Annotated in this window: 24 protein-coding genes and 1 pseudogene; 8 read left to right on the top strand and 17 right to left on the bottom strand. The window is 52.0% G+C overall.

What is annotated here, in order from left to right:
• The first annotated feature begins 1,206 nt into the window (after positions 1–1,206).
• Together QM801_RS15460 and QM801_RS15455 are read left to right on the top strand one after the other, a co-directional pair.
• Positions 1,207–1,785 carry a hypothetical protein gene (locus QM801_RS15460; RefSeq protein ID WP_415020104.1) on the top strand — a complete coding sequence of 193 codons (579 nt, stop codon included), beginning with the start codon at positions 1,207–1,209 and terminating at the stop codon, positions 1,783–1,785.
• A 1,344-nt stretch (positions 1,786–3,129) separates the two neighbouring features.
• Positions 3,130–3,537: a hypothetical protein gene (locus QM801_RS15455; RefSeq protein ID WP_415020103.1), complete on the top strand. Its 408-nt coding sequence runs from the start codon at positions 3,130–3,132 to the stop codon at positions 3,535–3,537.
• Positions 3,538–3,907: 370 nt separating this feature from the next.
• Here QM801_RS15455 and QM801_RS15450 read toward each other — a convergent pair whose 3' ends face one another.
• The gene (locus tag QM801_RS15450) at positions 3,908–4,339 is read right to left on the bottom strand and encodes a hypothetical protein (protein WP_415020102.1); all 432 of its coding nucleotides are present in this window, start codon (positions 4,337–4,339) and stop codon (positions 3,908–3,910) included.
• A 1,919-nt stretch (positions 4,340–6,258) separates the two neighbouring features.
• Here QM801_RS15450 and QM801_RS15445 point away from each other — a divergent pair.
• Entirely contained in the window at positions 6,259–6,690 is a 432-nt protein-coding gene (locus tag QM801_RS15445; protein ID WP_415020101.1) for a hypothetical protein, read from the top strand.
• 42 nt (positions 6,691–6,732) lie between these two features.
• On the opposite strand, the gene QM801_RS15440 is transcribed toward QM801_RS15445, so the two are convergent.
• The 13 genes and pseudogenes from QM801_RS15440 to QM801_RS15380 all read right to left on the bottom strand — a co-directional run.
• Positions 6,733–6,981, bottom strand: a complete 249-nt coding sequence (locus QM801_RS15440; protein ID WP_415020100.1) for a hypothetical protein — start codon at positions 6,979–6,981, stop codon at positions 6,733–6,735.
• An 817-nt stretch (positions 6,982–7,798) separates the two neighbouring features.
• Entirely contained in the window at positions 7,799–8,383 is a 585-nt protein-coding gene (locus QM801_RS15435) for a 5-formyltetrahydrofolate cyclo-ligase (protein WP_415020937.1), read from the bottom strand.
• 39 nt (positions 8,384–8,422) lie between these two features.
• A complete protein-coding gene (locus tag QM801_RS15430; protein ID WP_415020099.1) occupies positions 8,423–9,481 on the bottom strand; it encodes an NAD(P)H-dependent flavin oxidoreductase in 1,059 nt (352 codons plus the stop codon).
• Between the two features lie 775 nt (positions 9,482–10,256).
• Positions 10,257–10,454: a hemin uptake protein HemP gene (gene hemP / locus QM801_RS15425; protein ID WP_415020098.1), complete on the bottom strand. Its 198-nt coding sequence runs from the start codon at positions 10,452–10,454 to the stop codon at positions 10,257–10,259.
• Positions 10,455–10,727: 273 nt separating this feature from the next.
• On the bottom strand, positions 10,728–10,937 hold the full coding sequence (locus QM801_RS15420; RefSeq protein ID WP_415020097.1) for a hypothetical protein: 210 nt from the start codon (positions 10,935–10,937) through the stop codon (positions 10,728–10,730).
• Positions 10,938–11,750: 813 nt separating this feature from the next.
• Positions 11,751–12,230, bottom strand: a complete 480-nt coding sequence (bfr, locus tag QM801_RS15415; RefSeq protein WP_415020096.1) for a bacterioferritin — start codon at positions 12,228–12,230, stop codon at positions 11,751–11,753.
• Positions 12,231–12,550: 320 nt separating this feature from the next.
• Positions 12,551–13,378 carry an iron uptake system protein EfeO gene (gene efeO / locus QM801_RS15410; protein ID WP_415020095.1) on the bottom strand — a complete coding sequence of 276 codons (828 nt, stop codon included), beginning with the start codon at positions 13,376–13,378 and terminating at the stop codon, positions 12,551–12,553.
• Positions 13,379–13,540: 162 nt separating this feature from the next.
• Positions 13,541–14,689: a Dyp-type peroxidase gene (locus tag QM801_RS15405; RefSeq protein ID WP_415020094.1), complete on the bottom strand. Its 1,149-nt coding sequence runs from the start codon at positions 14,687–14,689 to the stop codon at positions 13,541–13,543.
• 2 nt (positions 14,690–14,691) lie between these two features.
• The gene (locus tag QM801_RS15400; RefSeq protein WP_415020093.1) at positions 14,692–15,852 is read right to left on the bottom strand and encodes a cupredoxin domain-containing protein; all 1,161 of its coding nucleotides are present in this window, start codon (positions 15,850–15,852) and stop codon (positions 14,692–14,694) included.
• On the bottom strand, positions 15,849–16,697 hold the full coding sequence (gene efeU / locus QM801_RS15395; protein WP_415020092.1) for an iron uptake transporter permease EfeU: 849 nt from the start codon (positions 16,695–16,697) through the stop codon (positions 15,849–15,851). Before efeU ends, QM801_RS15400 begins: the two co-directional genes overlap by 4 nt.
• Before the next feature lie 294 nt (positions 16,698–16,991).
• Complete coding sequence (locus QM801_RS15390; protein ID WP_415020091.1) at positions 16,992–17,774, bottom strand: heme ABC transporter ATP-binding protein; 783 nt, start codon at positions 17,772–17,774, stop codon at positions 16,992–16,994.
• Positions 17,771–18,271 (bottom strand): FecCD family ABC transporter permease, encoded by a 501-nt coding sequence (locus QM801_RS15385; protein WP_415020090.1) that lies wholly within the window; start codon positions 18,269–18,271, stop codon positions 17,771–17,773. Before QM801_RS15385 ends, QM801_RS15390 begins: the two co-directional genes overlap by 4 nt.
• A gap of 76 nt (positions 18,272–18,347) precedes the next feature.
• Positions 18,348–18,887, bottom strand: a pseudogene (locus QM801_RS15380) (heme/hemin ABC transporter substrate-binding protein); the annotation flags it as partial.
• Here QM801_RS15380 and hutX point away from each other — a divergent pair.
• The 3 genes from hutX (at position 18,772) to QM801_RS15365 (ending at position 20,834) form a co-directional block, all read left to right on the top strand.
• Positions 18,772–19,299, top strand: a complete 528-nt coding sequence (hutX, locus tag QM801_RS15375) for a heme utilization cystosolic carrier protein HutX (RefSeq protein WP_415020089.1) — start codon at positions 18,772–18,774, stop codon at positions 19,297–19,299. The pseudogene QM801_RS15380 and the gene hutX overlap by 116 nt on opposite strands.
• A gap of 416 nt (positions 19,300–19,715) precedes the next feature.
• A complete protein-coding gene (locus QM801_RS15370) occupies positions 19,716–20,606 on the top strand; it encodes a bestrophin family protein (protein WP_415020088.1) in 891 nt (296 codons plus the stop codon).
• 21 nt (positions 20,607–20,627) lie between these two features.
• Positions 20,628–20,834, top strand: coding sequence for a TOBE domain-containing protein (locus tag QM801_RS15365; RefSeq protein ID WP_415020087.1), 207 nt, complete (start codon positions 20,628–20,630; stop codon positions 20,832–20,834).
• 6 nt (positions 20,835–20,840) lie between these two features.
• Here the strand turns inward: QM801_RS15365 and QM801_RS15360 are convergent, their stop codons facing one another.
• The 3 genes from QM801_RS15360 to QM801_RS15350 all read right to left on the bottom strand — a co-directional run bounded on the left by QM801_RS15360 (position 20,841) and on the right by QM801_RS15350 (position 23,843).
• Positions 20,841–21,203, bottom strand: a complete 363-nt coding sequence (locus tag QM801_RS15360; protein WP_415020086.1) for a DUF779 domain-containing protein — start codon at positions 21,201–21,203, stop codon at positions 20,841–20,843.
• Positions 21,204–21,260: 57 nt separating this feature from the next.
• The gene (gene adh, locus QM801_RS15355; protein WP_415020085.1) at positions 21,261–22,781 is read right to left on the bottom strand and encodes an aldehyde dehydrogenase; all 1,521 of its coding nucleotides are present in this window, start codon (positions 22,779–22,781) and stop codon (positions 21,261–21,263) included.
• 114 nt (positions 22,782–22,895) lie between these two features.
• A complete protein-coding gene (locus tag QM801_RS15350; RefSeq protein WP_415020084.1) occupies positions 22,896–23,843 on the bottom strand; it encodes a GAF domain-containing protein in 948 nt (315 codons plus the stop codon).
• A 263-nt stretch (positions 23,844–24,106) separates the two neighbouring features.
• Between QM801_RS15350 and QM801_RS15345 the strand changes: the two genes are divergently transcribed.
• Positions 24,107–24,481, top strand: a complete 375-nt coding sequence (locus QM801_RS15345) for a hypothetical protein (RefSeq protein ID WP_415020083.1) — start codon at positions 24,107–24,109, stop codon at positions 24,479–24,481.
• A gap of 11 nt (positions 24,482–24,492) precedes the next feature.
• A complete protein-coding gene (locus QM801_RS15340; protein ID WP_415020082.1) occupies positions 24,493–25,125 on the top strand; it encodes a chorismate mutase in 633 nt (210 codons plus the stop codon).
• The last annotated feature ends 27 nt before the right edge of the window (positions 25,126–25,152 follow it).

Below are 25,152 nucleotides of genomic sequence, written 5' to 3'. Positions count from 1 at the left end.
CAAGCTTTTTATTGGGATTGGAGCGTGTTGCAAGACGCGCTCATTCAACCTGGCAGGAGTGAGCAGTGTTCCACAACATGTTTTTCCACGAATGTTGAGTGTTGGCAAAAGAGTATGTACCGTTCAGCCAGATACCATTAAACAGGGTTCAGGGGTGATTTCCTTGGCGGGGGCAGGGGAAATCACGGGTCATAATTGGGCCCGTCGTGGGACTTTCCGAGTTTCCCAACCCCTCTTTTTTGCCTGTTGGACCCATTCCAAATGAGGGAATGCAATAGGTTAGTTAGGCACCGTGTGCGCGCGGTGCCTGGGGGAGCCTGTCAAGGCCATGGCCATCCTGGTTACCATGCAGGGTGATGCCCCACCCTGTCCCCTTTCCTACATTTTTATCACCTGTCTGAATGGACCATGTTGAATGAGGCTCAGCGCGGCCCATATTTCATCACCCTAAACAACACGGTTGTTAGTGCAGTGAGCTCTTGAGGTAAATCGCCAGGAATCAATCTGTAGGCCGAAACAGCGCTGAATGGCGCAGCCAAATGTCCTTTGCACATCAGAATTTTGATACGTGTGGTGGGGACTTTGACTCTCGCGAAAGAAATCCCAACAGGGGAAATTCAAGGAAACGTCAAGCCAGTCGATGGCGCTTTTTCAATTGCGGACAAGAAAGAGTGCCAACTTTGTTTGAGTGACTGCACTGGCTCCGCAAGGGCCAGTCAGATGAACTTGCTGGGATGGGCTAAAGAGAAAGACGCTAGCATATTGGAAACAACACCATTCACATGAACTAGTCCCAACATTAATGACAAACACAGTGTCATGCCCGCGCTAGGCGGTCGCAAAAAAGGCAACGTTCCGAAATCAGCCAATTATCGCTTTGACAGCGTCAAATCCCATCGGACCAAGAAGTGCGATTCACTTCAAATTTTCATGGGGTCAGACATTTGCGATGCCGGCGAGCGGTACCAGCGCCTAGCGCAGTGCAGGTGGAATGCATCTGAAGAGCCGGAGCAAAAGGCGGAAGACCCATGTTAGAATCGTTCCAAAGTTTCTTTGCCATCCATGTATTCTTCAGTGCTCCACCAACTTGTCATCAGAAAATAGTGTGGCATACTTCATGCTCACCTGTTCAACTTGCAAAAAGCCGGACCAGATTTGATCGTTGACGTTCCAAAATCAAAACTGAAATGGACCGGATTGCGGAATATGATCCAGTTCTTTCTCGTTAAGATTTCATATTTGGTACGACCGGCATCTTATTTCTGGCCTGAGCTTCATTTGAGTGAAGACGGCGTTTCTATCTACAAGAATGTCGATCGGCATAGTTCTCTTCTAGGCCAAAAAGCTATTTTTTCCGCGCCAACACTTGAACCATGCAGGCACCATATCGAAGCAGAAAAGACCTATACGCTGAGCCTTGCACCAAGTCTTTGGTATTGTGTTGATGAAGTCTTGCCACGGATGGATTATTGGAAACTGCGTCTCTACCTGGAGAACTCAAACCAAACATTTGTTCAAGAACCACCTAAAGATCTGTTTTGGAGATATGTTGTGATGAATGCGCCAGACCAAAAACATTTTGTACGGAGGATCATCATAAAGCGAAACGTTCTCCATGGCGTTTTGGAACTGGTTCGAAGCCGTGAGGCGACTATTGGCTGCATCCTGGTGCGAGATGTTCAAAAGAATGCACTTCCCTTTAAGATGTCCTTGCATGGCCCAATGGAGGGGAATACGGAGTTGAAACGGTGGTCTCAATTGGGCGTCCTGACCACATTCATCTAGATGTCAAGTGCAAAGCGGCGCTCAGCCACGTTACACGTCCTGGCGCGGCTCCAAGCTCACTTCCGATCTGATTACAGAAGTAGGTTGAATTGGGAATGTTAGGCCACGTACCGCTGTCACGGGGTATAAAATGGGACCTTTCGAAGCAGTCTCCATTGCAAGCCAAGCTCATTCAGACGTGCTTGCGGTAACAGAACCTCAAGCCCATTAAAGGCATGAATATGACAAAATGAGAGAGGGGGAAGGGCGCAATCGCCCCTCCGGGCGACGGCATCGACCCCTGACCCTCGACCGTGATGAGGCGAAGGCCAAGCCCGCAGTTAGCATATGCTGCATCATCCCTACGGTCGATGCGACCTAGCTACTCAGCCCACAGATTTGGACTTCACGAACCGCCAGTGTTAAATTGAAGCGCCCCAACGGATTCCGAACCCGACGGAGATAACGAATGGATGTCGTGTTTCCTGTGATTGTTGCGATGATTGCCGGTGGTACTGGCGGCATGATTGGTGGGGGACTCCTAAGAACGTCAGACATGGGCACTTTTGGAAATCTCATAGCGGGCGCTGCTGGGGGTGCGATGATTAGTCAGCTCTTTCCCATCATAATCAGATTGTGGTCAGCAGGGTGACATGGACGCTCTTTCCATTCTGACATGTGTAGTGAGTGGTCTTGCGCTGCAGGTTCCTGTGGGTTTGCTCTTAGGTCACCTGCGCCAAAAGCGTGGGAAGCACTGAATTGGACGGTCATGATCTCCTGTCCGCTACGAGGAGTACTGTCTGTCTTTGCTCATGAAGTTCAAACGTCGTTTTCACGCTGCACAAAGGATTTGTCTTCAGCTGATAGATTCAGGCTTTCGAGGCACCACTAACGCGTCGCCTACCAGTCTTGTGGTTGGGCGATTTGGCTGCTCACCCGCGTGTGAGAAATATGCATGAGGCAGAGTCAGGTATTGATGGACGTTTGAAGAACGGATGGAGAGCAAAACAACTCATTCAATTCAAGACGTGAGCTGCGCTCAATTCAGCTGAGAACAGATGAGCAACAAGGTGGGTTAGCTATTTGCTACGTGTCAGCCCCTTCATCTCGGTGTTTGACGTAATCTCAAGCGAGCTCAGCCTCTGGAGCCAAAAGGATCGCGTTAGGCCATCAATTACCGAAGCTGCCAACGTAGATGCTGCCTGGGTGCCGGTTCTCCTGTCTGAATCGCGGCGGGGCCACTATTTACCGACGTCCGCTGAAACAAGCCCCTGATTTAAAATCATTTTTAAATCTTGAGTATTTTTCTCGGTTATTTATGCTTGCCTTCTCTCACGGTGATGATGGAGGCTGTTTTGAAGGTGTTTGAAGGAACGCACATTGTTGTGGCTACTCTATTGTTTTGTTGCTGCTCCTGTGGCAGCACAACCACCCAAAGTAGCGCTCGAGCTTAACAAATCAGAGGATATTGCAGGAAAATGCCGGATCTACTTTGTAACTCGTGAGCAGTCAGGCACAAGGCTTGATACACAGAAGACAGAGATCATTGTATTTCAGAAAGATGGGGCAATTGGTCGAAAAGTGCTGGTGGAACTTGGTCCGGTTCGGGCCAACAAAACCTCAGTCAAGGTCTTCGATCTAGATCTTCCATGTTCTGAGTTGGCCAGCGTCCTAATCAATGACGTAAGCGAATGTGGACCCAATCAAAAAACTGAGGAATGCCTGGAAGGGCTAACGCCTTCATCCCGCATTTCGATCATGTTGACAAGATAATGGAATGACGTCGAACAAATGATCTTGGAAAAACCAAGGACATCAACGCAAACCTAACCGCGTCGAGAGTTTTCGAAAAAATGGGCTTCAAAGAGAAGTTCCGAAGTGTAAGTTTCCGTCAGGAACTGTCAAACGTGGAACGTATAATTTATCCAAAGGATTTTTGCTTCATTCATTTCCTGAAGTTGGGAAATTTGAAGCGAAGTAGTCATCAAGCGAATATTAGAAGTGATTAAAATGTCGGTCCGTCCAGGAGGGTTCATCCCCGTTGGTGGTAAGTGTCCCTTCGCAGGTGGATGATAACTCGACATAGACCTTTTCTCAATTCCTCAAGTTAGGAGTGATTGAGGTTGTAGAAAGGGTCAATTCCTCACTTTAGTGAGTTTTGTTCGAAGAACGAGTGCGTGCTTTCGAAATCCTTGTTGAGTTCCCTATCACTATTCATGAGGAACAAATGCCAAGGGATGTCTCCCATGATGTTCGCGCTCGTAATCTGGCGGCGCCACCTATTGATAGAGCTAGCCGATGCTCCAATGATCCTTCCTACTTCATGGTCTGCAGCTCGGCGCCCCAGGGCCGGGCGCTTGTCGTAAAACTGATTTGCCATCAAGACAGCCGCAGCTCGCCAGCGGCAATTCACCTGGGCCGTTTGGGACAGATTGTTGAAACGGTTATGAAGTTCGGTCAGGTAGGCGTCATTAGACAATAAATCAGGGCGGTTTTTATAGGACACGATGTGCTTTGGCCGCGTTTCCTGAGACGTCAACTCCAAAAGCTTTTCGAGTGGTATTCTGCTCTTCATGAACCCTTCATGGCTTCAAAAACGTCAACTCTTTTGAAAAATGGGCAATTTCACATGACCAGGCGCAAAGTCACGGAACCATTTCAGGACGAAAAATGAGTGATGATGTCTGTTCAGTTAGCTCCTGCACAGGCAATCAGCGATGTAGTTGACCAGCCTCGCCAGACTCTCTTGCTCTGCTGTTGCCCAATCCAAAAGGTCAATAACCAACCACTCGCCTTGGTCATGCACTGATGGACTGGGAAAGCCTCGCACTTGAAGCTTCAGAAAAAGATCGTCCAAGCGTTCAGTGGGCACCTGAAAGGCCGCGGCAATTTGTTCCCGGGATATAGTCGAGTTCAACATTTCCAGAGTCCAGGCTGTTTCAGCTGATCTTATGCGTGCAACTATTGTCAAAATGCAATTTAGTGTTAGGATCAACCTAAAAGTATGTCAACTCATCTTGTCACCTTGGGAGATGCAATTGAGGAGGCCAAATTTGATTAACTCCAGCGTTACAACGTTGGATGAAAGGGACGGACCAATTCAGAAAGACGTAGTCCCTGACCAATACATTGTTGCCCAAAACTGGGATCCCTCGGTCTCGGCTGACAGTGACTTGATAAGGCTCAAGGTCCTCAAAGCAATCGATTTGGGCGAGGCCATTGCAGCCGTTCTAAACAAGATTGGCAAAGCGCCATTTTGAGTGTTTGACCATCGGCTTTGCACGCATACGTATGACCATATGTAGCATCGAACACCTTAAATACATTTGTTTTCTTTGCCAATGTTGAATTGTTTTCGCGTTTTCTCGTGAACCGCGAATGTTCTGAATCGTGTTGAACACCATTCACAAAGCGTTCCATAACCCCACTTGTGGCATATTTCTAGAAGTGGGGTTGCCATCCTGATGATTCGGGCCAGCTGGAGCTAATGCAGAGTGTGAGTGAAGCCATTGTGCCCCATTCTCAGATAAGCAATCTCAACAAGCAGGAACATGGCCGTCGCATCCAGCTGCTTAAGTTGGTCCTCAGTTAGACTGTCACCAAGCTCATTCATCGCAGTCCTGCATGGCTGGAGTGTGGAGATCATTTCTTTCGTAAAAACGGTACAAATGTCTTGTGCTCTGTCCTTCATGTTGAGCCTCCAAAATGGGAGTGGGGGATAGAGATATTGGCAAAAACCTGGGCAATGGGCGATGATTCTGTAAACTGGAGTTTGGCTCAACCTGTGATTCCACCAGAGTTTGCAAAGCTTGATTGGTATGCTGTGGAATTTTGCAGATAGGGCACAGTCCACGTTGACGGTTTTGTGTGTTCGGGATTGTGATAAGATGCTGGTAAATGGAGGTTAGCTATGAAGCAGCTTCTCGCCGCTGCATCAGCTGGATTGCTCTTTCGACGTCTTTCAGGCACCGCTTTTTCAGACTTCTTGGCCTACATGTCTCTTTGTAGTCCTTCAGAGAAATCATCTGCACAGAATCAGGATCAGAAAGTTAATTGAAGGCGGGACGAAGGAGCTTGCTTGATGAGCCCTTGGGATTCCCTGCCTGGTTGTGAGCGTCTTTGAGTTGAGGGTGGGGGCTGCAGCCTGACGCTTTGGGCAAAGATTCCGACGGGTGTAGCAGCGGGGCTAGCAAATTGTTCTTTGCTACGTTCACACATAAACGGAAGCGAGTGTTGTCGGCGACGCCCTCTCGACATAGTCCCTTACATCAAACGTGCAAAGATATGGACGGAATGGAGTGTCAACTTTCTCCAAAGGACAGCCTTTGCGCTTGCTGTCTCCGCCAAACCCCGTGATGTGCCACGATCGAAGGCGAGAGAACTGTCAATCACTAGTGACGCAGTGAGCGACTAAGTGTCAAAAGCAGAAGGGGCGCATAGAACTGATTTCACAGACGTTCCAAGGCAAAAATTCACAATAGCGGTAGGGAAGATATGCAAGCTATTTTGAAGTCAAATGGTTGTGCTAAACAAGATCCTCTTACTTTTGAATTGGAATGCATGTCCTCAAAACTTGAGTCCCTCCACACAGCATTGGGGTTGCTGACTGAGGCAATAGGGCATGCAGTATTGGGACGGGAGCGGTTGGTTCAGCGTGCTGCCAAAGCTGCAATCACACTCCTGATAGAGTTCAAGCATGAGCAAAAGATGGCGCCTGATCTGTCACAGGAAGGACGCGCTGCGCTGTTGATGATGAGGGACGCCGGCAATCTGATTTGGGAGGCACAACTAGAAGCCCTGGTGGGAAGACCCAAGAGTGCGGGGGCCTATGTGGATGCTGCCATAGAAAAGTTGCGTGACATGTCCAATTTTTTGGAGTTCCGGCAAAAGCCCAATGACGCAGACAGCAGCGGCCGGCCGAATTGACGGCATTGATCACAGTGCAGGATTGGGTTGTTCGGCCTGAAATTACAAAGTGTAGATATAAGCTGAGCTGACACCATGTTTGCGCGCCAGCTCCAGGGCAGGGGTGCCCTTTTTGCGTTCAGCTTTGAGCATCTTGCGGAACGCCAGCAGTTCCTGGCCTGTGCGGCGGATCCTTTTTGAGGATGATGTAGTTGACGGACGGCTTGAGGGCACAGAGGCACTGGCGAGGACGGACTGTGCAAGGTCCACAATCTTTTTCAGTTTTGCGATGTCTCGTTTTGAAAGCTGCATGGGTGTGGATCCTGGGCCAGTGACAGAGGCCACGTTCAATAATCCAACAGGGGGAAAGAGGAAGAGATATTGTGCAACTGGCCTGTGAAAGATTCACATAGTGGAGACTGCAGGTCTGTTTTGATCTGCCCTCATCAGTTGCATTGCACGGAGTGGATTGTAGTGCGTCCAGAGCAGAACGTTGCAGACTGAGGGCAAAATAGAGAAGTGGCAAAAGAGGCATTCTGCCATAAGTCAGAGAATTTGGGACAAGTGCAACTCTCCCCGCTTACGTCATGCCACCTCAGAAAAAGGCTAATGATCCCAGGCAGGCGCGCAATTGAACCACGTCACACGCTTCATTTGGCTGGTGTTTCCAGAAGGAGAACCAACTACGCTGGTCCCCAACATCAAAATCGCAAGAAGGCAAGTTGTTGAAATGGTCATTTGCTTTGGAAAGCATTGACATGGCCAGAGAAATTTTCACCCAAACGCCCAGGAAAAAATGTGCAGCCCATTGAGTGTGGACCCATGGAGTGTACGGGGAGAACCGGAGGGACGGGGTCGGGATGGACCAGATCACTACCCCGCCGAAGCTGCGAATCAAAGCTCACGACTGACACCCCCCGGTGCACCAGTCGTCCCGCCACCGCACTTGAGCGGTAGCTCTATAAACAAGATTCGCACCATTCGCGCAAGCAGTGCTGTTGTCTCAGGCAAGATTTGTGGAAAGGACGCACCAACTTGCCCGTGGAGATCACCTAGGGAGGCGAGGCCCACGGAGGTCACCAAAAAAATGTCCCATGAAAGCTGGCGTAGAGTGCTCAGACACTCACATTCATTCCTTTTTGAGGCCCATTTCAGTCACAATGGCATCTAAGCGGACATCGTGAGGCTGAGGTTGAATGGAGTCAATTCTGGCTGAATGTAGACCCACTCCAATTGTCCAGGGCCTGGGAGACAGGACCGCCAGAGTTCTGTCAAAGTAACCACCCCCATATCCCAGGCGGTAGCATTTGTTGTCCCACCCCACCAAGGGCGCAAGTGCCACATCAGGATGAAGCTTGGGCGCATCTGCGCAGGGCACCAGTATATTCCAGTGCCCCCTTTCCATTTGTGCCTGAGGGCTCCAGGCTCTGAAAACCAGTGGCGCGCCAGGTTCCTCCACAACAGGGAGAGCCACGCGCGCTCCGCGTCTGTGCAAATCTGTCATCCAAAAACGCAAATCCAGTTCTGATTTGATGGGCCAGTAGGCGGAAATGGTTCGGCCTCTAACCGACGAAAATCTCTGAGCGAGAACAATGTCCAGAGCCTGAGCTATGGACTGTGCAATTTCCTGCCTTGCCTCCAGCCCCAGCTGTAAGCGCTCTTCAAGCAGCCGCTTCCTGTGGAGTTGGCGCCATTGGGCAACGCTTTCTGGCATGCGGATTGAAGCGCGATGGGGCTGTAGTGTCATAACCAATCAATGCTCCAAAGTCAGACGATTCAAGCAGTTCTCTGCCTCGGATACCAACTGATGGAGACGCTCAGCAGCAGAAATGACCGCAGTAATGGCAGGTGCTCCTTGCCCCGCGTAGATCGGCATGGCCTCGAGGTTTCCATAGGTATTCCGCAATGGTGAGTCAGTGCTGTAGAGAAACAAAGGACGCTCGGCTTCGTGGGCAATGACCTTTCTCTCCAGGCGTTCTGGATCATGCCCCAGCAAATTGTGGCCAAGAGCGCGCGTGACGCTGTTTTCCAGCACGCGCACAGCTGCGTGAGCAGGCCAATTCAGAACATATATATCCGTCAAAACGGTACTATCAGCGCCAGCCACAACAATTCTTTGTTTGTGGTAGTCATGGGCAAAAGATTCTGTTGTGGCCAAGAAAGCAGTTCCACATTGCACGCCTTGAGCTCCAGCTGCCAGGGCCGCTGCAATCCCTGCCCCTGTTGCAATGCCACCTGATGCTACCACGGGCAGACGTGTCTTCGACACAACATCTGAGACCAAAGAAAGTAAGCCCGTTCGCCCATGAATGTGCCCGCCGGCCTCTAGGCCTTGGGCGATGATAACGTCAACGCCGCAATCCTGAGCCTCCTGTGCTGCAAGTGTGGTTCCAACCTGGTGGAGAACCAGGCAACCATGCTCTTTGACGCGTGCAACTGCGCTGGGGACAATATCCCAAAAGAGTGTGAATGCCTTAACGCCCAGCTCAACGCATGTGTCAATCTGCATGTCCAGTAGCTTTGGTTCTGTGGCTGATGGAATGATATTCACTGCAAAGGATTTTGTAGTCGCCTGCTGTAGAAGCCCAATTTCACGAGCGATAAGGGCAGGGTCTTCCCGAACCATTCCCAGCATGACATATCCACCGGCATTGGCAACGGCTGCAGCCAATTCATGGCGCGACACACCTCCCATGCCGGCCAGCAATATTGGGAATTTGCAACCGAGCAATCCACAAAGCGGCGTTTGCAAGAGGGAAGAAGGAATAGGCTTCCAGTCCTTGAGTGACCATTGTTCTCGAATCGGCAACAACGATATCACAATTTCAATGTAGACCGTTCTTCAAGGCTCTGGCTCCATCAACAGCAGATAGAGGCAACTGCATAATTGCACCGTGCTACTCAACTTCGTTGAGCCGTCTCGGCTTGACCCTGCGTCGGGAGGAAGGTTGGGAACCAATTGCTTTAATTAGGCAATGGCGCGACAAAATCCTCTCCCATTGAGAGGATTCAGGCTGTCGTGTCCTCGCTTTTTTCAGTTCTGGATGCCGGCAGCCCTGTAAAGACTGGCTTCACAAAGTTGGAGGAATAGGCTGCCGGAATTCGCACGTTGCAACTAGCAAGGCCTCCATGCGTGGTTTCCACGGATTTGAGGATCACACGTGTGACCAAAGGCATGCAACCAGCACATTGAAATTTTGCACCGCAGCACCGGAAAACCTGGCCAGGTGTGATCACGACTGGTTCCTGTTTGATTGCCATATCTGCAATGGCTTCCGCCAAAACGTCATCACTCAGCACGTTGCATTGGCAAACAATCATACCGTCGACTCCGGAGGAGCATTTTCTATGAGCCGGTCGATCACTGCATTTAACCTTTGGGTGTTCATACGGATTCCGGCCTCTTGCAATGATTCAGCGCAGTTCTGGAAATGAAGAGAGATTGAACGATGCTCAGCAGCTGGCTGGCGATTGCTTTTCAATGACCAAAGCAATCGCGAGGCCCGCAAGACGTGTTCACAGAAGCGGCGGATGGCGTGCATTCAACATTGTATCCAGTACTGCAGGGACAGCATCAACTGCGGGACCTATTTGTTGAGAATCAGCCCACCTGTACGGGTAATCCGCAACGTGTATACCGCGCCTTTGTGGTTGATCCGGATTTCTGGGGTTGCATGGAAAAGCTCTTCACTGTCGAATTGAGGAATTGTGACGGGTTTTCCAGCGGACTTTTCGGCTGGAATAACAGGGCCCTGCTTAATTTTTACGAGATTGCTGGGTGCCACGGTTGTCCTCAACTGGGGACGTGGCTTAAGGCTAATCCCCTAATCTGAGTAAACTGATCGGAATTTCCATTATTGTCAAGCAATTTAGTCGGATACCAGCTGGCGGCGGCAAGCGTGATAGGACCATAATGGGAAATCCAGCCTTTGGGAGTTACCAAGGGTAGCTCTCAACCGACGACCGGTTATGCGCTGGGTGAAATGCAGATGTTGGAGACCAAGAAGCAGGTTAATCAACCGCCCAAACTATGAGCTCATCTATGTACATCCTGTCTTTCATACAAAAAGGGCTGATTCCTCCTCAAGAAGCGCCACGCGTCGCCTTTCCTGCTCATTGTCTCTCCGCAGCTTATCCAGATCAAACGCAGACTCACGCTCACTCTTAAGCCACGTATATAGGGTCGTGTCGGTGATCCCCAGTTTGCGCGAAACCTGATGAATTCTGAGTCCGTTAGCGCGATGCACACGAAACAGTGCAAGTTTCAAGCTGATCTCCTGGGGCGAATGCTTCTTTTTCAAAGTGGTCCCTCACTTTGTGTCCAGCTCATTTCAGGTACTCAGAGCGACGACCAATTATGTCGAAAGCAATTGCCGATTAAAATACTCGGAATTTAACCTTTGTCAAGGATTTCGGCCGGACCCGGTCTATCATTGCATTCTGTTAGACTTGGAGATTTTAGAGTGGACCTCTCTGCCGTCGCCCGCGCCATACACATTCTCTGTATCACTCATTGGATTGGAGGCGTCGCTTTCGTGACACTAATACTCTTGCCTGGAGCAGGAGGACATCTCGACGCTACACATCGAGCCCAGCTGTTCATGTCCGTCGAGCATCGATTTAGCAAGCAAGTACGCTTGTCTGTCGTTTTGGCCGGGGCAAGCGGACTGTATCTCACACATTCTTACGATGCATGGTACAGATTCAAAGAACATGAGTTTTGGTGGATGCATGCGATGGTTGCTGTGTGGACCATCTTCACAATTGTCTTGTTTATTTTGGAACCCCTGTTTCTACAAAAGTGATTCGAGAAACGGGTCTCTGAAGAACCGGAGAAAACTCTGCGCCTCGTGCAAAGGCTCCACGTGATTTTGCTTCTAGCGAGCCTCATCACCGTTGGCGCCGCAGTGTATGGTTCTCACGACGGATTTTAGGAAATAGGACTCATCAACAATGCTCAAATCGACTTCTTGGAAACAAATTGCTGACGCTCAGCTAATTTCGGTTGGGTAACTCGAAAAGCGATCGCAGCTCTTTCCTTCTCCAAAAAGTGGAATGCAGGTTGCAGTACCTATCTTATGTCATTCCTTCTTAGTGTCTGCTTGGAGGAGCCCATAATTCTCGATGCCGATGCTTCCAATCAAAGCTAACTCGGTTTCGATGAAGTCGATATGACCCTCTTCGTCTGCAAGAAGCGTTTCAAACAGCTTCTGTGTTACGTAATCCCCCGCATCATTGCAAATCTTCCGGGCCTCGATATAAAGGGCTCGAGCATTGTATTCACCTTGAAGGTCACACTCCAAAGCCTCTTTCAACGATTGCCCGATTTGCAATGGCTCAAGGGTTTGGAAATTTGGGTAGCCATCTAACTGAATTATACGATCAGCGAGCTTGTCTGCGTGGTGCATTTCTTCGATCGATTCCTCCTTTTCCTTCTTTGCCAACTTACGAAAACCCCAATTTTCCATCAAGCGGTAGTGAAGCCAGTATTGGCTCACAGCTGTGAGCTCGAAACGCAGAGCCTTGTTGAGTACCTCAATGACCTTCCTATCGCCTTGCATAAGTGTCTCCTCTTGCGATCTTCTAGGTGAGTATGCGTCCAAATGTCGTCCACATCAATCCACCATGGCGGATTGCCGCACCTCAAAATGAATTACTTCCATGAATGTATTGGGAAAATGCAATTTTGTGAAACGGAAGACAAGATCTCTGGCTATCTGTAGACAGCGTACTATAGGTTAAATCATGTGGTGCAGAGCCAGAGAACATGAACGTCAAGAAGCTCAGCAGTTAAGCCCGGGAACGTTCAGGGAATAGGAAACTCAAAAAAAGAGGAAGCATTCGTTGCGAATGCCTCCACCACATGAGAAAAACAGGTTGCTCAGTTTGAGGCGGATAGGCCCAGTTTCCCCCGCAACTGTGATAAGTCTTCAGCCAAGGCGTTGACTGCAGCTGCAACGACTTTGCGATCAGGTTCTGTCAGCTTCTCATATGAGGCATACCCGTCACCTTCACGATATTTGCTCAACGTGGCGTCAACAGTTGCAAAATTTGCATCAACCTTCTTCAGGAAATCTGATTCTTTCTCTGTTATCAAGGGTCTGACCAGGTCCACGATCTTCCGCGATCCAGCGACATTTGCGTCGAAGTCAAAAAGATCGGTGTGACTATAGCGATCTTCTTCACCCGAAACTTTCGTTGCGGCGACTTCTTCCATCAGTGCGCCGGCCCCTCCAACGACCTTATCTGGCGGAAAGGTCAGTTCAGAGATGCGTTTATCCAATTCCTTGACGTCAGTAAGCAATTTGTCCGCGACACCGGCTAACCCCTCAGTGCTATTCTGGGCCCATAGGCCATACTCAATCCTATGGAATCCAGGAAATTGCGGGTCAGACTCGCGCTTTTCATAGTCATCTGCCCGAGAATCTATGGATGCATCTAGATCAGAAAAGAGTTCTGCTATGGGCTCAATTCGTTCGTAGCTCATTCGGGTAGGGCCGAAGAGAGCTTTAGCTTTATCTAGGTCGCCCGCTTTCACAGCATCAGTGAAAGAAGTGACATCAGCAACGAGTTTCTGTGTATTCTCACTTACAAAAATCTTGTAATCAGCAAGTGGGCCTACCAAATCGATCTTTGGATCTTCGGCTAGCGCCGTTCCCGAAAGCAAAACAGTTGGAAGAATAGTTGTCACCAATATACGCCTAAACATGCGTTGCTCCTTCTTTGCGGTTACCGATCGTTAAAATTAAATTGCTTCAATAAGGGAGCGCCCCAGATAGTCGTGCTCATCTCGCACACCGGGCAATACAAAAAAATATCCGCCACCCACCGGCTGAATGTATTCTTCTAAAGGTTCCCCATCCAGTCTGTGCTAAATCGTAATAAACCCCTTATCCAGATCCGCTTGATAGGCGATAAAAAGTAGTCCTTGATCGAGCTGGCCAGACTTGGTGACTCCATTGGAGTAGTTGAAAGGTCTCCGTAAAATCAAGTTATCTTTACTGGCTGCATTCCGAGGATTTGCCATGCGGATATGAGATGAGAGGGGCGTAATGTTTCCCTCAGGGTCACTTCCAAAATCCGGAACGTCAAACTCATGTCCATTGGGTGTGGAAAGGGGAGCACCGCTCATTTTGAACCGCCCAAAAATCTTCTGTTGTTCTTCAAGAGGGGTACGATCCCATCTTTCCACAAAATTTCTGATCAGTCGGACGGCTTGATAACTTCCACCGATTGCCCAGGATGGCTCACGCTGGTTTTTAGTCACCCAGACAATGCGATCCATTTCCGCGTCGTCTGTCGCATCTGGATTTGCAGTCCCATCACGAAAACCGAGAAAATTCCTTGCGCTTTCCTGTTGTCCGCTGACCTTCGGTGAGACAACTGGAACATTGCCTTCCTGCTTCCACTTTAGGACTAATAGTCCGGCCAAATTTTTTATGATGTCCCTGAGAGCATGGATCGTCGTATCTTGTGTATTCGCACATATTTGGATTGATATATCTCCGTGACACAATTCTGGCCGCAATGCGTCGTTGGAAAATTGCGCCATTCGCTGCAGATGTATTGGCTTGAGTTTTTGCAGCCACGGTCTCTCGTCAAATAATGAAGCGCCTACGCCCACTGTGACAGTTAGTGCGTCGGGATAAACAAATGGCCCCACTACTCCCAAATCTGATGGTGGCAAGCGGGAGTCAAGATTTACGGGACTACCTCCTTCTGTGAGGAAATGAGCTCTATCAGTCAAAGCGCGAAACATATTTTCCAGATCTGCAGGCGTAGCCGCAACCGCGTCAAAGGAAGCCAACATGCCATTCGCGGGTCTGTGTGTTGTTAATCCAGCCTGATGCAGTCCATAAAATGGAATTCTGTCCTTGAGCGAAGTCGTGTTTTCCACTGGCGCTTCCGCAACGTTCACAAATTCTGCCTGGGCGATAGGAATACGGCGGCAGAAGTGAGTGGAAATTGCAAGCAGCTGTAGGAATTGTCGACGTGTTCTGAGGGGCAGAATTTTCAGCATGATTAATTCCCGAAGGTTAGTACCCCCTTCACAGGAGAAATTGCAGCAGCCAACTCCATGAAAAGGGCAGAGAGCTTCTGCCTTTTTGAGGCTGAGGATTGTCCATCGCCTGGCAAGGTGGCTAGTTCATCGTTCAAGCGTGCGCGTGCATTCTCTAATTTTTCTAACTGCACTTTGTCATAACCAATCAACGCAGGTACAAATAGATTCAATGGCTTCTGAAGCCCATCCCATGAAGCCATCAATTCAGCCAATTCATTCAGATCGACACCGCCGTTGTCCACGAGAATAGTTTCTGCCATGCGACGTGCATGTTGTTCTGTCAAACGCAAGATGTCTGCTGGAAGAAGTTTTGTGGCTCTCACCTGCGTCTTTAATTGGAGTAGGTCTTTTTGCAGTTGAACAAGAAGTTGCCGAATATTTGTTGAGTTTTCATTTTTCAGCAAGCCGTAACCGATGCGATAAAGTCCTACGTAGGCACGGTCATTCTCTCGATCCTTGAGATAGTCTGGCAAAGGCGCAATTCGTTCCTTGAGATCGCCATACAACACCATTTGTGGTTCGATTCGTCGATATGAGAGCCGGGCCAAAGTGTAAGTCTCTGTAGCGGCCACATGATCACCTGCACTGAGCGCTGCATCAAGTCGTTCAACCGCACTTTGCATCGCGCCTATTTGCATAAGCTCATAGACTTTGTACTCGGCAAGTGAACCAATCAGGTTCTTGGGATCTACCTTTTGATGGGAGGGCGCGACGTTTGATGATCCGCTGATGATGAGCTTCCCTCGAGGGTTGGAGAGAAGACCGCAAGTCATTTCGTAGGTTCCCGGTTCGAGTCGCGCCGACAAGCGGGATCGCAATCCTGGGGTGATGTTTTCGCGCTCTTCCAGCACCATAACGCCACTCAGTATTTCCCATTCCACTACACGATCTGATGCATTCAAAATATCAAATTGAATTTCACCTGTAGGAGCGTGAAGAATATTGGGTTCACATGAGGTCTGAGTGATTGTTACTTGATAGGCCGGCTGAGATTCCTCGTTGGAGAGGGGTGGTCTTTGGCTGGCTGCGTAAAAAGCGAAAGCGCCAGCCACTGTTAGAATGAAAGAGCTGAGCAAAAGCCAGTTGACGATTGTGGAAGTTGAAGAGGCTTCAGTTTTCATGACGCCTTCTTTTTCAGGGGTGGTAAAGGAGTCCGATGTCCGCCTTGGGTTGGTCTAAGAAAGAAATAGAGCGCACCAAGCAAGAAGATCACATAAAAGGCCGCTTCACCCGCAGTTACGACATCTGTATAGTTGAACAAACCTGCAAGAATCGATCCAAGTAAGCTCGAAGTGGGAAGAATATTGCTTAGATCGAGAACAGTTTGCTGCGCAAAATTCCAGACGCCAGCCTCATGTAGGTTTCTGATGGAGCTGGATAACAAACCTGCTGCAACTAATATGATAAAAACTCCGGTCCAGCGAAAGAACCGCACAAGATTGATCCTGAGTCCGCCTTGGTAAAAAGCAACTCCTAGGAGAACCGCAAAAATCAGTCCTGCTAATGCTGAAAGTGGTGCAGCTGGACCCGGGCTTTGCTGAAATATCGCAAGAAGGAAAAATATGGATTCCAAGCCTTCGCGTGCAACGGCGAAGAATGACAATGCGATGAGTGCGAAGAGAGGTCCTCCCGGCAACGTCAATGCTTGATCTACCGACGTCTTAAGCTGGTGCGACATTGTCCTTGCCGCCTGCTTCATCCAAAAAACCATTGATACAAGGAGTGCGACCGCCAGAAGGCCGACCAATGCTTCAAAAAGTTCTTGTGCCTTCTGTGGAAATTGTGCGTTCAGCATCAATATCGCCGCGCCTGCGAATAGAGACAGCGCCACTGCGAAGAAAACGCCGACGAAAACTGCTGGCAGCCATTTTTGCTGACCCGATTTTAGGAGGTAAGTCGCGATGATGCTGACAATCAGCGCCGCTTCAATCCCCTCTCTGAGCATAATAACAAATGGAGCCAGCATAAATTCAGGCTACAGAAATCCGACCAAGCAAGTCAATTTATTTCCGAGCATTCTTGTCGGTTACGCTCTCGGTGGCGCACAAGTTACAGCCGCAGTTCGAACCTAAAAATGCTGTGGCATATCTTTTTTGCCGGCAAACTAGTGGTTTAGTGAGCAGGAGAACGTTTGCCAAGTTTCACTTTGGTCAGATTGTCGCATACGGGGTGCTCGTTGAAACTTCATTGAATTGCCACGAGGATTGCCGCGAGTTGAAGCTGGCATACGCCTTAAGAGCAAAATTTTGGGACCGATCTCTTAGAACGGTGTAAGGACATAAGTGCCCGTACTGCTGCGGTATTTTTGCACATCCAGACCAAATACACGCCCAATGAGATTGGGCGTAAGAACGCTTTCTGGTGGGCCATCACCAGCGATTTGACCTTCAGATATACATATCACACGGGTTGCGAAACGAAGGGCGACATTCACGTCGTGAACTACCGAAATCACAGTAAGTTTCTCATCTACCAATTCACGAGCCAGTTCCATGACCTTAACTTGGTACTTCAGGTCCAGCCCGGCTATTGGCTCATCAAGCATCAGGACTTGGTTATGGTCTGACTGTGTGGCCCAAAGTTGTACCAGCACACGCGCAAGGTGAACGCGCTGTTGTTCTCCGCCCGACAATTCAGTTACCAGGCGATGTTCAAAGCCCTTTAAGCCAACCCTATCGAGAGCGCGTTCAGTTAATGTGGCAAGCTTTGCGTTCTGAGTCCCGTCTGGCACCGATAGCAAAAGTGTTTCACATACACAGTACGGAAAGGCGAGAGTTGTAGATTGGGGCAATACAGCACGTCTTCGAGCGAGATCTGCAAGTTCCCAATTTCTCAATTCTTTACCCGCGAAGTTGATCTGCCCGGATTGTGGACTGAGTGCCCCGGCCATAATGTTCAATAGCGTTGATTTGCCAGTGCCATTGGGGCCGACGATTGCAACCAGTTCGCCAGTACCGATTCTGACGCTCACATCGTGTAAAATCATGCGTTGGCTTCGCGCAAAGTTAATAGAGCTGAGCTGAATGACAGGGGCAATTATCAAATGCTCCAGAGCTGCCTTTCACGCAATAACATCCACAAGAACAATGGTCCCCCGAGGCATGCAGTGATGATCCCCACCGGCAACTCGGCAGGAGCAGCGATTGTTCTAGCAAGTGTGTCCGCAAAGATCAGAAGGATGGCTCCTAGAAGCGCAGAAGATGGGAGCAACAGGCCGTGAGATGGTCCAACAAAGAGCCGCAAAATATGGGGGACAATAAGTCCAACGAAACCGATCATTCCTGCGACCGAAACACTCAGTCCGGTGAGCAAAGACGTCATGACAATTGCGGTCAATTTGAGTTTCTCGACAGAAAGGCCGGCATATGCAGCCTGCGTCTCCCCCAGCGCCAACTGGTCCAACCCTCTTCCAATCCAGGTCAACGGAGGAGCTGTCACGGCCAACCCTATCACCAACATAAGTAATTTTTGCCATGTCGCGCCCGCCAGACTGCCAAGTGTCCAAAATGTAAATTCGCGCAGCTGTTGACCGCTGGCCAAGAAGATGAGGATTGGCGTCCTTTGGATTCGTCACCATCATCACAATTACATCTGGAGGATTAGCTATGACCAGTTCTGGCGAAAATGGTTTGTAACCAGACATGCTGCCGGCGATGTTGATCGCTCCAGCCATTTGCAGGACTGAGTCTGCAGCTGTACCTGTACCTCCCACGGTCAAACGATTGTTAGCCATACCCAGGATAAAGAGTGCTTTTGGTTTTTTGGGAGCTGCTGCAACTTTGGCAGCGAGAATTTCTGCCTGTTTTTGGACTCGGACAGCAAGAGCGATAGATTTATCCTCGACGTCGAGAAGCGCTCCAAGCATTCTTATTTTCTCAAGAATGCCCGCAAGGGATGGTTGAACAGGCAGTTGAACAAAAGAAACTCCTGAAGCGCGCAAGCTTTCAAGAACCTCTTGGGGCCCACTGTCCATTGTTGCAACGATCAAATCTGGTGTTTGGGCAAGTATGCCTTCAGCTGCGAGGGCTCGCATGTAGCCGATGTCGGGAGTCTTGCTCTCAGGTAAGATTCCTCTAGACGTGGTATCGACAGCAACTATCTGTTCTGAGAATCCCAATTCAACCAGGATCTCCGTTGCGGCGCTCCCAATTGACACAATTCTTTGTGGGTTTGAGGTTTTGACAGATTTTCCTGCAGCATCAACAATCCCTTCTGACCGTTTTGATGATATCTGGAAGGCGATGCGGAGCTGGGGAGAAGTACTTTTCATTGTTCACACTGATGACATCGTTCTGGAATGCAGCGGAAAGTTGCCAGAAGGTAGCCACGGTCATGGGTATTTCAATATCCATGGAGACAGCCCAATTGGCGGCCATATCAAGGCTTCCAATTGCCAAGCAATTGCTCTCGTCGACCGACCTTTTCATGGACGGCGTTCTTGCTCAGTGCAGTTTTTGAATAATGGTGGCAACGCTATGTTCAAGGTTTTTGTCCGGAGGGATAAAGATCGCAACCTTTTGCCAAATCAATTGAGCATGTTTGAAGACTTGCAGAAGTCCGAGTTTTAGACGTTGTACTTATTAAGTGTATCAGGAAAACGGGGCGCCTTGATGATCAAGGCGCCTCCTAACTCTAACCTGCTGTAATTGCGAAAAAGTTGTGACCAGTCTGCTGACCCTAAATAGGCATGGCACGGTCAAGTGTGTTGAGTCGCAATTATCGACGTAGGCAAGCCAACTAAGACATACGCGTATCGGCCATATCAATTAAATCCTGGATGAATGGTCTTGGTCTGGCAGATTAACCTTGGCAGACCCTAAAAATATCCAGCACATCGCGGTGTGTACTCCAAATATCGATAGTTATCTCAATGTGCCGGCTGATGTGATTTCATTTCGGTTGTGTGGTCAAATCCCAACTTTCAAGCTAGCTTCATGTTTGCGACAGTACCTCTAAAATTTTTGGCAACCTAACGGAATATTTGATGATCGTTCGAGACAGACCTGGAGTTTACCAGCTGCTCTTTGCCATGCGCGGCTCGATCCTGCCCATCATAGCACCGCAAATCTTGGTTGTTGCGGCCGTGGCGGTGGGATTGGTGTTGCTCCAGCACCATTTCGCAGTCTTGCCGGCCATTGATGCGACACCGTTCACCGTCTTCGGCATAGCGCTTTCGCTGTTCCTCGGCTTTCGCAACAATGCAGCCTACGACCGGTGGTGGGAGGCGCGACGGCTGTGGGGCGGGCTGTTGGCGGATGTCCGGTCGCTAGCGCGAGAGACCGAGGTTTTCGTTCAGGACAAGCCTTTGCGGACGAAGATGCTGGGCGAAACCCTCGCATTCATGCACCTGCACAGGGCAAACCTCCGCCAATTGCCGGATGATACTGAGGCGAAGTCGCGTGGATCGCAGTTCCTGACTGCGCCCCATCCGCCCTGTGCGGCGCTCGACAGCATCTCGGCCGACGTGGCCCAAGGCTGCCGCAACGGCCAGATCGATGGTTTCGGTGCGCGGACCCTCACGGCTCGTGTTGGCAGCCTCGCTCTTCAGCAGGCAGGGTGCGAGCGCATCGCACTCACGCCCTTGCCCTTCGTCTATTCGCTGCTGATCTACCGCACGATCTACATCTATTGCTTCCTGCTGCCGCTCGCCCTCGTCGGCCCCGCCGGATGGATGACGCCCGTCTTCGTGGCGATCGTAGCCTATGTGTTCCTGGGCCTTGCGGAAGTCACCGAGGAGCTGAGCCACCCCTTCGGCTCCACCACGAACGGCCTGCCGCTCGATGCCATCTGCCGTGCGGCTGAAATCAGCATCGCGCCCCACCTTGGCCTCGAAGCGCCACAGCCTTTGCGGGCAACGGATTATTATCTAAGCTAGGTTCCAAACGGAGATGAGATCATGAAAATCAGCGCACGCAACCAGCTCAAGGGCAAGATCGTCGAAGTGAAGAAGGGGGCCACAACCTCCCATGTCCGCATCGACATCGGTGGGGCAATCGTCACGGCATCGATCACCAACGAGGCGGTGGATGAACTCGGCCTCGCCGTCGGCAAGGCGGCAACGGCCGTCATCAAGGCGTCTGACGTCATGGTCGGCGTGGACTGAACGAGGTCAGTCTCCAGCCGTCTGCGGTATTGCGCAGATTTCCGAGCGCGTGAGGAAGCGCTTCTCCCGCCCGTTGTCGAGGGAAAACATGCCGCCCCGGCCCGGCACCACGTCGATGATGAGGTCGGTGTGCTTCCACACCTCATACTGCGACGAACTGATGTAAAACGGCATTCCGGCGATGCTGCCCAACTCCACGTCATTATCACCGATGAGGAAGTCGCCCTGGGCATAACACATGGGCGAGGAGCCGTCGCAGCATCCGCCGGACTGGTGGAACATCACCGGTCCATGGTCGCGGATGATCTCGGCGAGCAGATCGAGTGCGGCAGGTGTCGCCGTCACCTTGTCGAGAGGCGGTGCAGGCATCGCGTCACTCCGGGAATGGTGGCCGCACCCTTTGCGGGGTGCGGCCCGTTTCAGCAATCAGAAGAAGCCCAGCTTCTTCGGGCTGTAGCTCACCAGCATGTTCTTCGTCTGCTGGTAGTGGTCGAGCATCATCTTGTGGGTTTCGCGGCCGATGCCGGACTGCTTGTAGCCACCGAAGGCCGCATGGGCCGGGTAGGCATGGTAGCAGTTCGTCCAGACGCGGCCCGCCTGGATGGCGCGGCCGAAGCGGTAGCAGGTGTTGCCGTTGCGGCTCCACACGCCGGCACCGAGGCCGTAGAGCGTGTCGTTGGCAATCGACAGAGCCTCGTCTTCGTTCTTGAAGGTGGTGACCGAAACCACCGGGCCGAAGATTTCCTCCTGGAAGATGCGCATCTTGTTGTTGCCCTGGAAGACGGTCGGCTTGACGTAATAGCCACCCGAAAGTTCGCCCGGCAGAACGTTGCGTTCACCACCGGCCAGAACCTTGGCGCCTTCCTTCTTGCCGATGTCGATGTAGGACAGGATCTTCTCGAGCTGCTCGCTCGAGGCCTGGGCACCGATCATCGTGCCTGCGTCCAGCGGGCTGCCCTGGGAGATGGCGGCCACACGCTTCAAGGCCCGTTCCATGAACTTGTCGTAGATCTTCTCGTGGACAAGCGCGCGGCTGGGGCAGGTGCAGACTTCACCCTGGTTGAGGGCAAACATCACGAAGCCTTCGATCGCCTTGTCGAAGAAATCGTCATCCTCGTCGCAGACATCCTTGAAGAAGATGTTCGGCGACTTGCCGCCCAGTTCCAGCGTCACCGGAATGAGGTTCTGGGAGGCATACTGCATGATCAGGCGGCCGGTCGTCGTTTCGCCGGTGAAAGCGATCTTGGCGATGCGGTTGGATGAGGCAAGCGGCTTGCCGGCCTCAAGGCCGAAGCCGTTGACGACGTTGAGAACGCCCTTGGGCAGCAGATCACCGATCACGTCCATCAGCACCATGATGGAGGCGGGGGTCTGCTCGGCGGGCTTGAGGACGATGCAGTTTCCGGCAGCAAGGGCAGGGGCCACCTTCCACACGGCCATCAGGATCGGGAAATTCCAGGGAATGATCTGGCCCACGACGCCCAGCGGCTCGTGGAAATGGTAGGCCACGGTGTCGTGGTCGATCTCCGACATCGAGCCTTCCTGTGCGCGGATAGCGCCGGCGAAGTAGCGGAAATGATCGATCGCAAGGGGGAGGTCGGCAGCAGTCGTCTCGCGGATCGGCTTGCCGTTGTCCCAGGTTTCGGCGAGCGCCAGCTTGGCCAGGTTCGCCTCCATACGGTCGGCGATCTTGTTCAGGATCGCGGCCCGTTCAGCGGGGCTGGTTCGGCCCCAGGCATCCTTTGCGGCATGGGCGGCATCGAGTGCCGCCTCGATGTCGGAGGCATCCGAGCGGGCAATCTGGCAGACAACCTTGCCCGTGATGGGCGAAATGTTGTCGAAGTATTTTCCGGCTGTGGGCTTGCGCCACGCGCCGTTGATGTAGTTGTCGTAGGACTTGGCGAAGGGCGGCGCAGCAAAGGCCGCATCCTTTTGATGGATGGTCATCGTGTTTTCTCCCATTGAGCCGCGGTGATTATGTTGGTCCGGCGGTGGCGGGACCTTTCCAAAGCAAGCGGACTGCGGGAAGACGGGGGGATCAGCCGGTACTGCCAAACTGTCTCACGGCTGAGACAGTTTCCGGTAAAGCGTGGCTCGTGACATGCCGAGCGCCTTCGCAGTGCGGGACATGTTGTTGTCGTTCTTCTGGAGGGCCCGCAGGATCACGCCACGCTCGGCATCCTCGAACGTGTCACGGTCCGCGCCGTCTGCACCCAGAAGATCAGGCGCGGGAACGTTGATGTCGCGGGCCCTCTGCAGGCTGAAGATCTGCCGGGCCGCCCGTGTGGCGCCGACCACCATGTCGTGCTTGTCGATGGCGAGCAGGACTGGCGGTTTGCCGGCATCCTCGGGAAGCGTGAGAATGCGGCAGGTGGCAAAGGCAGCGCTGAAGTTCACCTTCTCGATCCGGTGCGCGGCGTCAGTTGCGATGGCGCAAATCATCCGGGCCATGTCTTCCGAGAATTCACCCTTGCAGGTGGTGACGTCGATCACGGCGGAGAGCTCGCCATATTCGTCGTGGATGGGGGCGGTCATGCAGCTCAGCACGGTGTTCCGCTGCAGGAAATGCTGGTCGCGGTGGATGACGACCGGACGATCCTCCACCAGGGCTGTGCCGATGGCGTTGGTGCCCTGGCTGCGTTCGCTCCAGTCGGCTCCCACCCAGAGGCCCCAGTCCCGGAACATGGCTTCATCCGAGGCGAGGCTGCGCCGTTCGAGAACGATGCCTTCCCGGTCGGCGATGACGACGGAACACCCCGCATGCGCCACGAGCCGGCTGACGTGGTCGAGAGATTCCTGTGCCGCCAGCAGCAGATGGCCCAGCTTGTCGCGATGACGGAGCAGCTCACCTTCTTCCACTCTATGGGGCTGAAGCTCGCGTTCGGGCTCAAGGTGATGAAGCCGGGCGGAGCGCGACCAGGATGCCACCACAGGGGAGCGGGCCGCAGCGCCCGCTGATACGGCTTGGGCAATCTGGTCACTGTGACTCACTGCCGAGTGTCTGGCCATGCGAACCGCTTTTCCGCGCCGGACCCTTGATAGTGGGGCCGACGTCATTCCCAAATGGAAATTACACGACAAGGATGTGACGAAGTTCGTCCGCCGTCAATTGGCCAAAGCTCCAAGGCGGTTTGATCTTCATTGCACTGCAAAAATAGATTTTCCAAAGCCTACTGAGCATTCCAGCGCTCACGAATGGGGCATTCCCCAGGATGGGTATGCCCTTGTCAACCGGATTTCGTTATATAAGATGGAAAATAACGAGGTCATCCATGACAGCCCAGGTCACCGTCGGAAATCTGAGAAGCTGCGAGGTCAGTTCCAATGGCGAGGAAATCCGCATCAACGTGGCCGATCAAGCAGGCGCGCCTCATCAGATCTGCCTCTCGCCTGACATGGCGAGTGCCCTTGCGATGACGCTGCCCCGGCTGCTGTCCGCTGCCCTGCAGGCGCGGTACGCCGACCCCAGCATCCGCTTTGTCTTTCCGCTGGGCGGCTACACGCTGGAACAGGCGCCGGGCGACCGGCAGTTGCTTCTGTCCCTCAAGACGCCGGATGGCTTCGAGGTCTGTTTCCGGATTTCGCAGGAGACCATCAGGTCGCTTGCCGTGATGGCCGATGGCGCGCAGCCAAGCTTTGCGCACTGACGTGGTGGGCGATGGCCAGAGAGTTACCGCGCCTCCGAAAGGAAATCGACGCCATCGACCGGAAGCTGGTTGAACTTCTGGCGAAGCGTTTCGGCGTGATCGAGCGGGTTGCGCAGACAAAGGCCAGCGAAGGATTACCTGCCCGCATACCGGGGCGGATTCGGGCCGTCATCGAACGGCGCGAGAAGGCGGGCCGGGGCCTCGGCATCCCGCGCAAGGCAACAGCCCGGATCTGGAAGGCCATCGTTGAAGAAAGCTGTCTCCTGGAAGAGCGGCTGATCGGTCAGAGCGAAGCGGAGGAGAACGACATGAAGAAACCGAAGACATCCAAGAAAACTGCGAAGAAAAAGGCAGCAACCAAGATAGCTGCGAAGGCGTCAAAGTCTGCGAAGAAGAGCAAGAAAGCGGCCAGCAAGGCGACGAAGGCCAAGAGCAAGAAGATCACCGCACGGAAAGCTGCGCCAAAGAAGAAGCCAGCGACCCGCAAGCGGAAACCTGTTGCTGTTCCGGCAGCACCTCCTTCTCCGCCGCCGGCCGCCGCAGTGCAGGTTGCCGTTCCGTCGCCAGAGCAAACAGCCGCACCGTCTCCGTCTCCGTTACCCGCCGTCGACCCGGGCGAGCCCGAGAGCGAGACGGCACGATAATTCAGTTCCAATCAAGCCAAGAGAGAA

Source organism: Aestuariivirga sp. (assembly GCF_047600585.1).
GTDB lineage: Bacteria > Pseudomonadota > Alphaproteobacteria > Rhizobiales > Aestuariivirgaceae > Aestuariivirga.
The sequence above is the reverse complement of the archived record's forward strand: the minus strand, read 5'-3'. Positions and strand labels throughout refer to the sequence as shown.

Coding starts and splice junctions, on each gene's coding strand:
- QM801_RS15460 (WP_415020104.1), top strand. CDS start 1,207: ATGATCCAGTTCTTTCTCGTTAAGATTTCATATTTGGTACGACCGGCA.
- QM801_RS15450 (WP_415020102.1), bottom strand. CDS start 4,339: ATGAAGAGCAGAATACCACTCGAAAAGCTTTTGGAGTTGACGTCTCAG.
- QM801_RS15445 (WP_415020101.1), top strand. CDS start 6,259: ATGCAAGCTATTTTGAAGTCAAATGGTTGTGCTAAACAAGATCCTCTT.
- QM801_RS15440 (WP_415020100.1), bottom strand. CDS start 6,981: ATGCAGCTTTCAAAACGAGACATCGCAAAACTGAAAAAGATTGTGGAC.
- QM801_RS15435 (WP_415020937.1), bottom strand. CDS start 8,383: ATGCCAGAAAGCGTTGCCCAATGGCGCCAACTCCACAGGAAGCGGCTG.
- bfr (WP_415020096.1), bottom strand. CDS start 12,230: ATGCAAGGCGATAGGAAGGTCATTGAGGTACTCAACAAGGCTCTGCGT.
- efeO (WP_415020095.1), bottom strand. CDS start 13,378: ATGTTTAGGCGTATATTGGTGACAACTATTCTTCCAACTGTTTTGCTT.
- QM801_RS15405 (WP_415020094.1), bottom strand. CDS start 14,689: ATGCTGAAAATTCTGCCCCTCAGAACACGTCGACAATTCCTACAGCTG.
- QM801_RS15400 (WP_415020093.1), bottom strand. CDS start 15,852: ATGAAAACTGAAGCCTCTTCAACTTCCACAATCGTCAACTGGCTTTTG.
- efeU (WP_415020092.1), bottom strand. CDS start 16,697: ATGCTGGCTCCATTTGTTATTATGCTCAGAGAGGGGATTGAAGCGGCG.
- hutX (WP_415020089.1), top strand. CDS start 18,772: ATGTCGGGAGTCTTGCTCTCAGGTAAGATTCCTCTAGACGTGGTATCG.
- QM801_RS15370 (WP_415020088.1), top strand. CDS start 19,716: ATGATCGTTCGAGACAGACCTGGAGTTTACCAGCTGCTCTTTGCCATG.
- QM801_RS15365 (WP_415020087.1), top strand. CDS start 20,628: ATGAAAATCAGCGCACGCAACCAGCTCAAGGGCAAGATCGTCGAAGTG.
- QM801_RS15360 (WP_415020086.1), bottom strand. CDS start 21,203: ATGCCTGCACCGCCTCTCGACAAGGTGACGGCGACACCTGCCGCACTC.
- adh (WP_415020085.1), bottom strand. CDS start 22,781: ATGACCATCCATCAAAAGGATGCGGCCTTTGCTGCGCCGCCCTTCGCC.
- QM801_RS15350 (WP_415020084.1), bottom strand. CDS start 23,843: ATGGCCAGACACTCGGCAGTGAGTCACAGTGACCAGATTGCCCAAGCC.
- QM801_RS15345 (WP_415020083.1), top strand. CDS start 24,107: ATGACAGCCCAGGTCACCGTCGGAAATCTGAGAAGCTGCGAGGTCAGT.
- QM801_RS15340 (WP_415020082.1), top strand. CDS start 24,493: ATGGCCAGAGAGTTACCGCGCCTCCGAAAGGAAATCGACGCCATCGAC.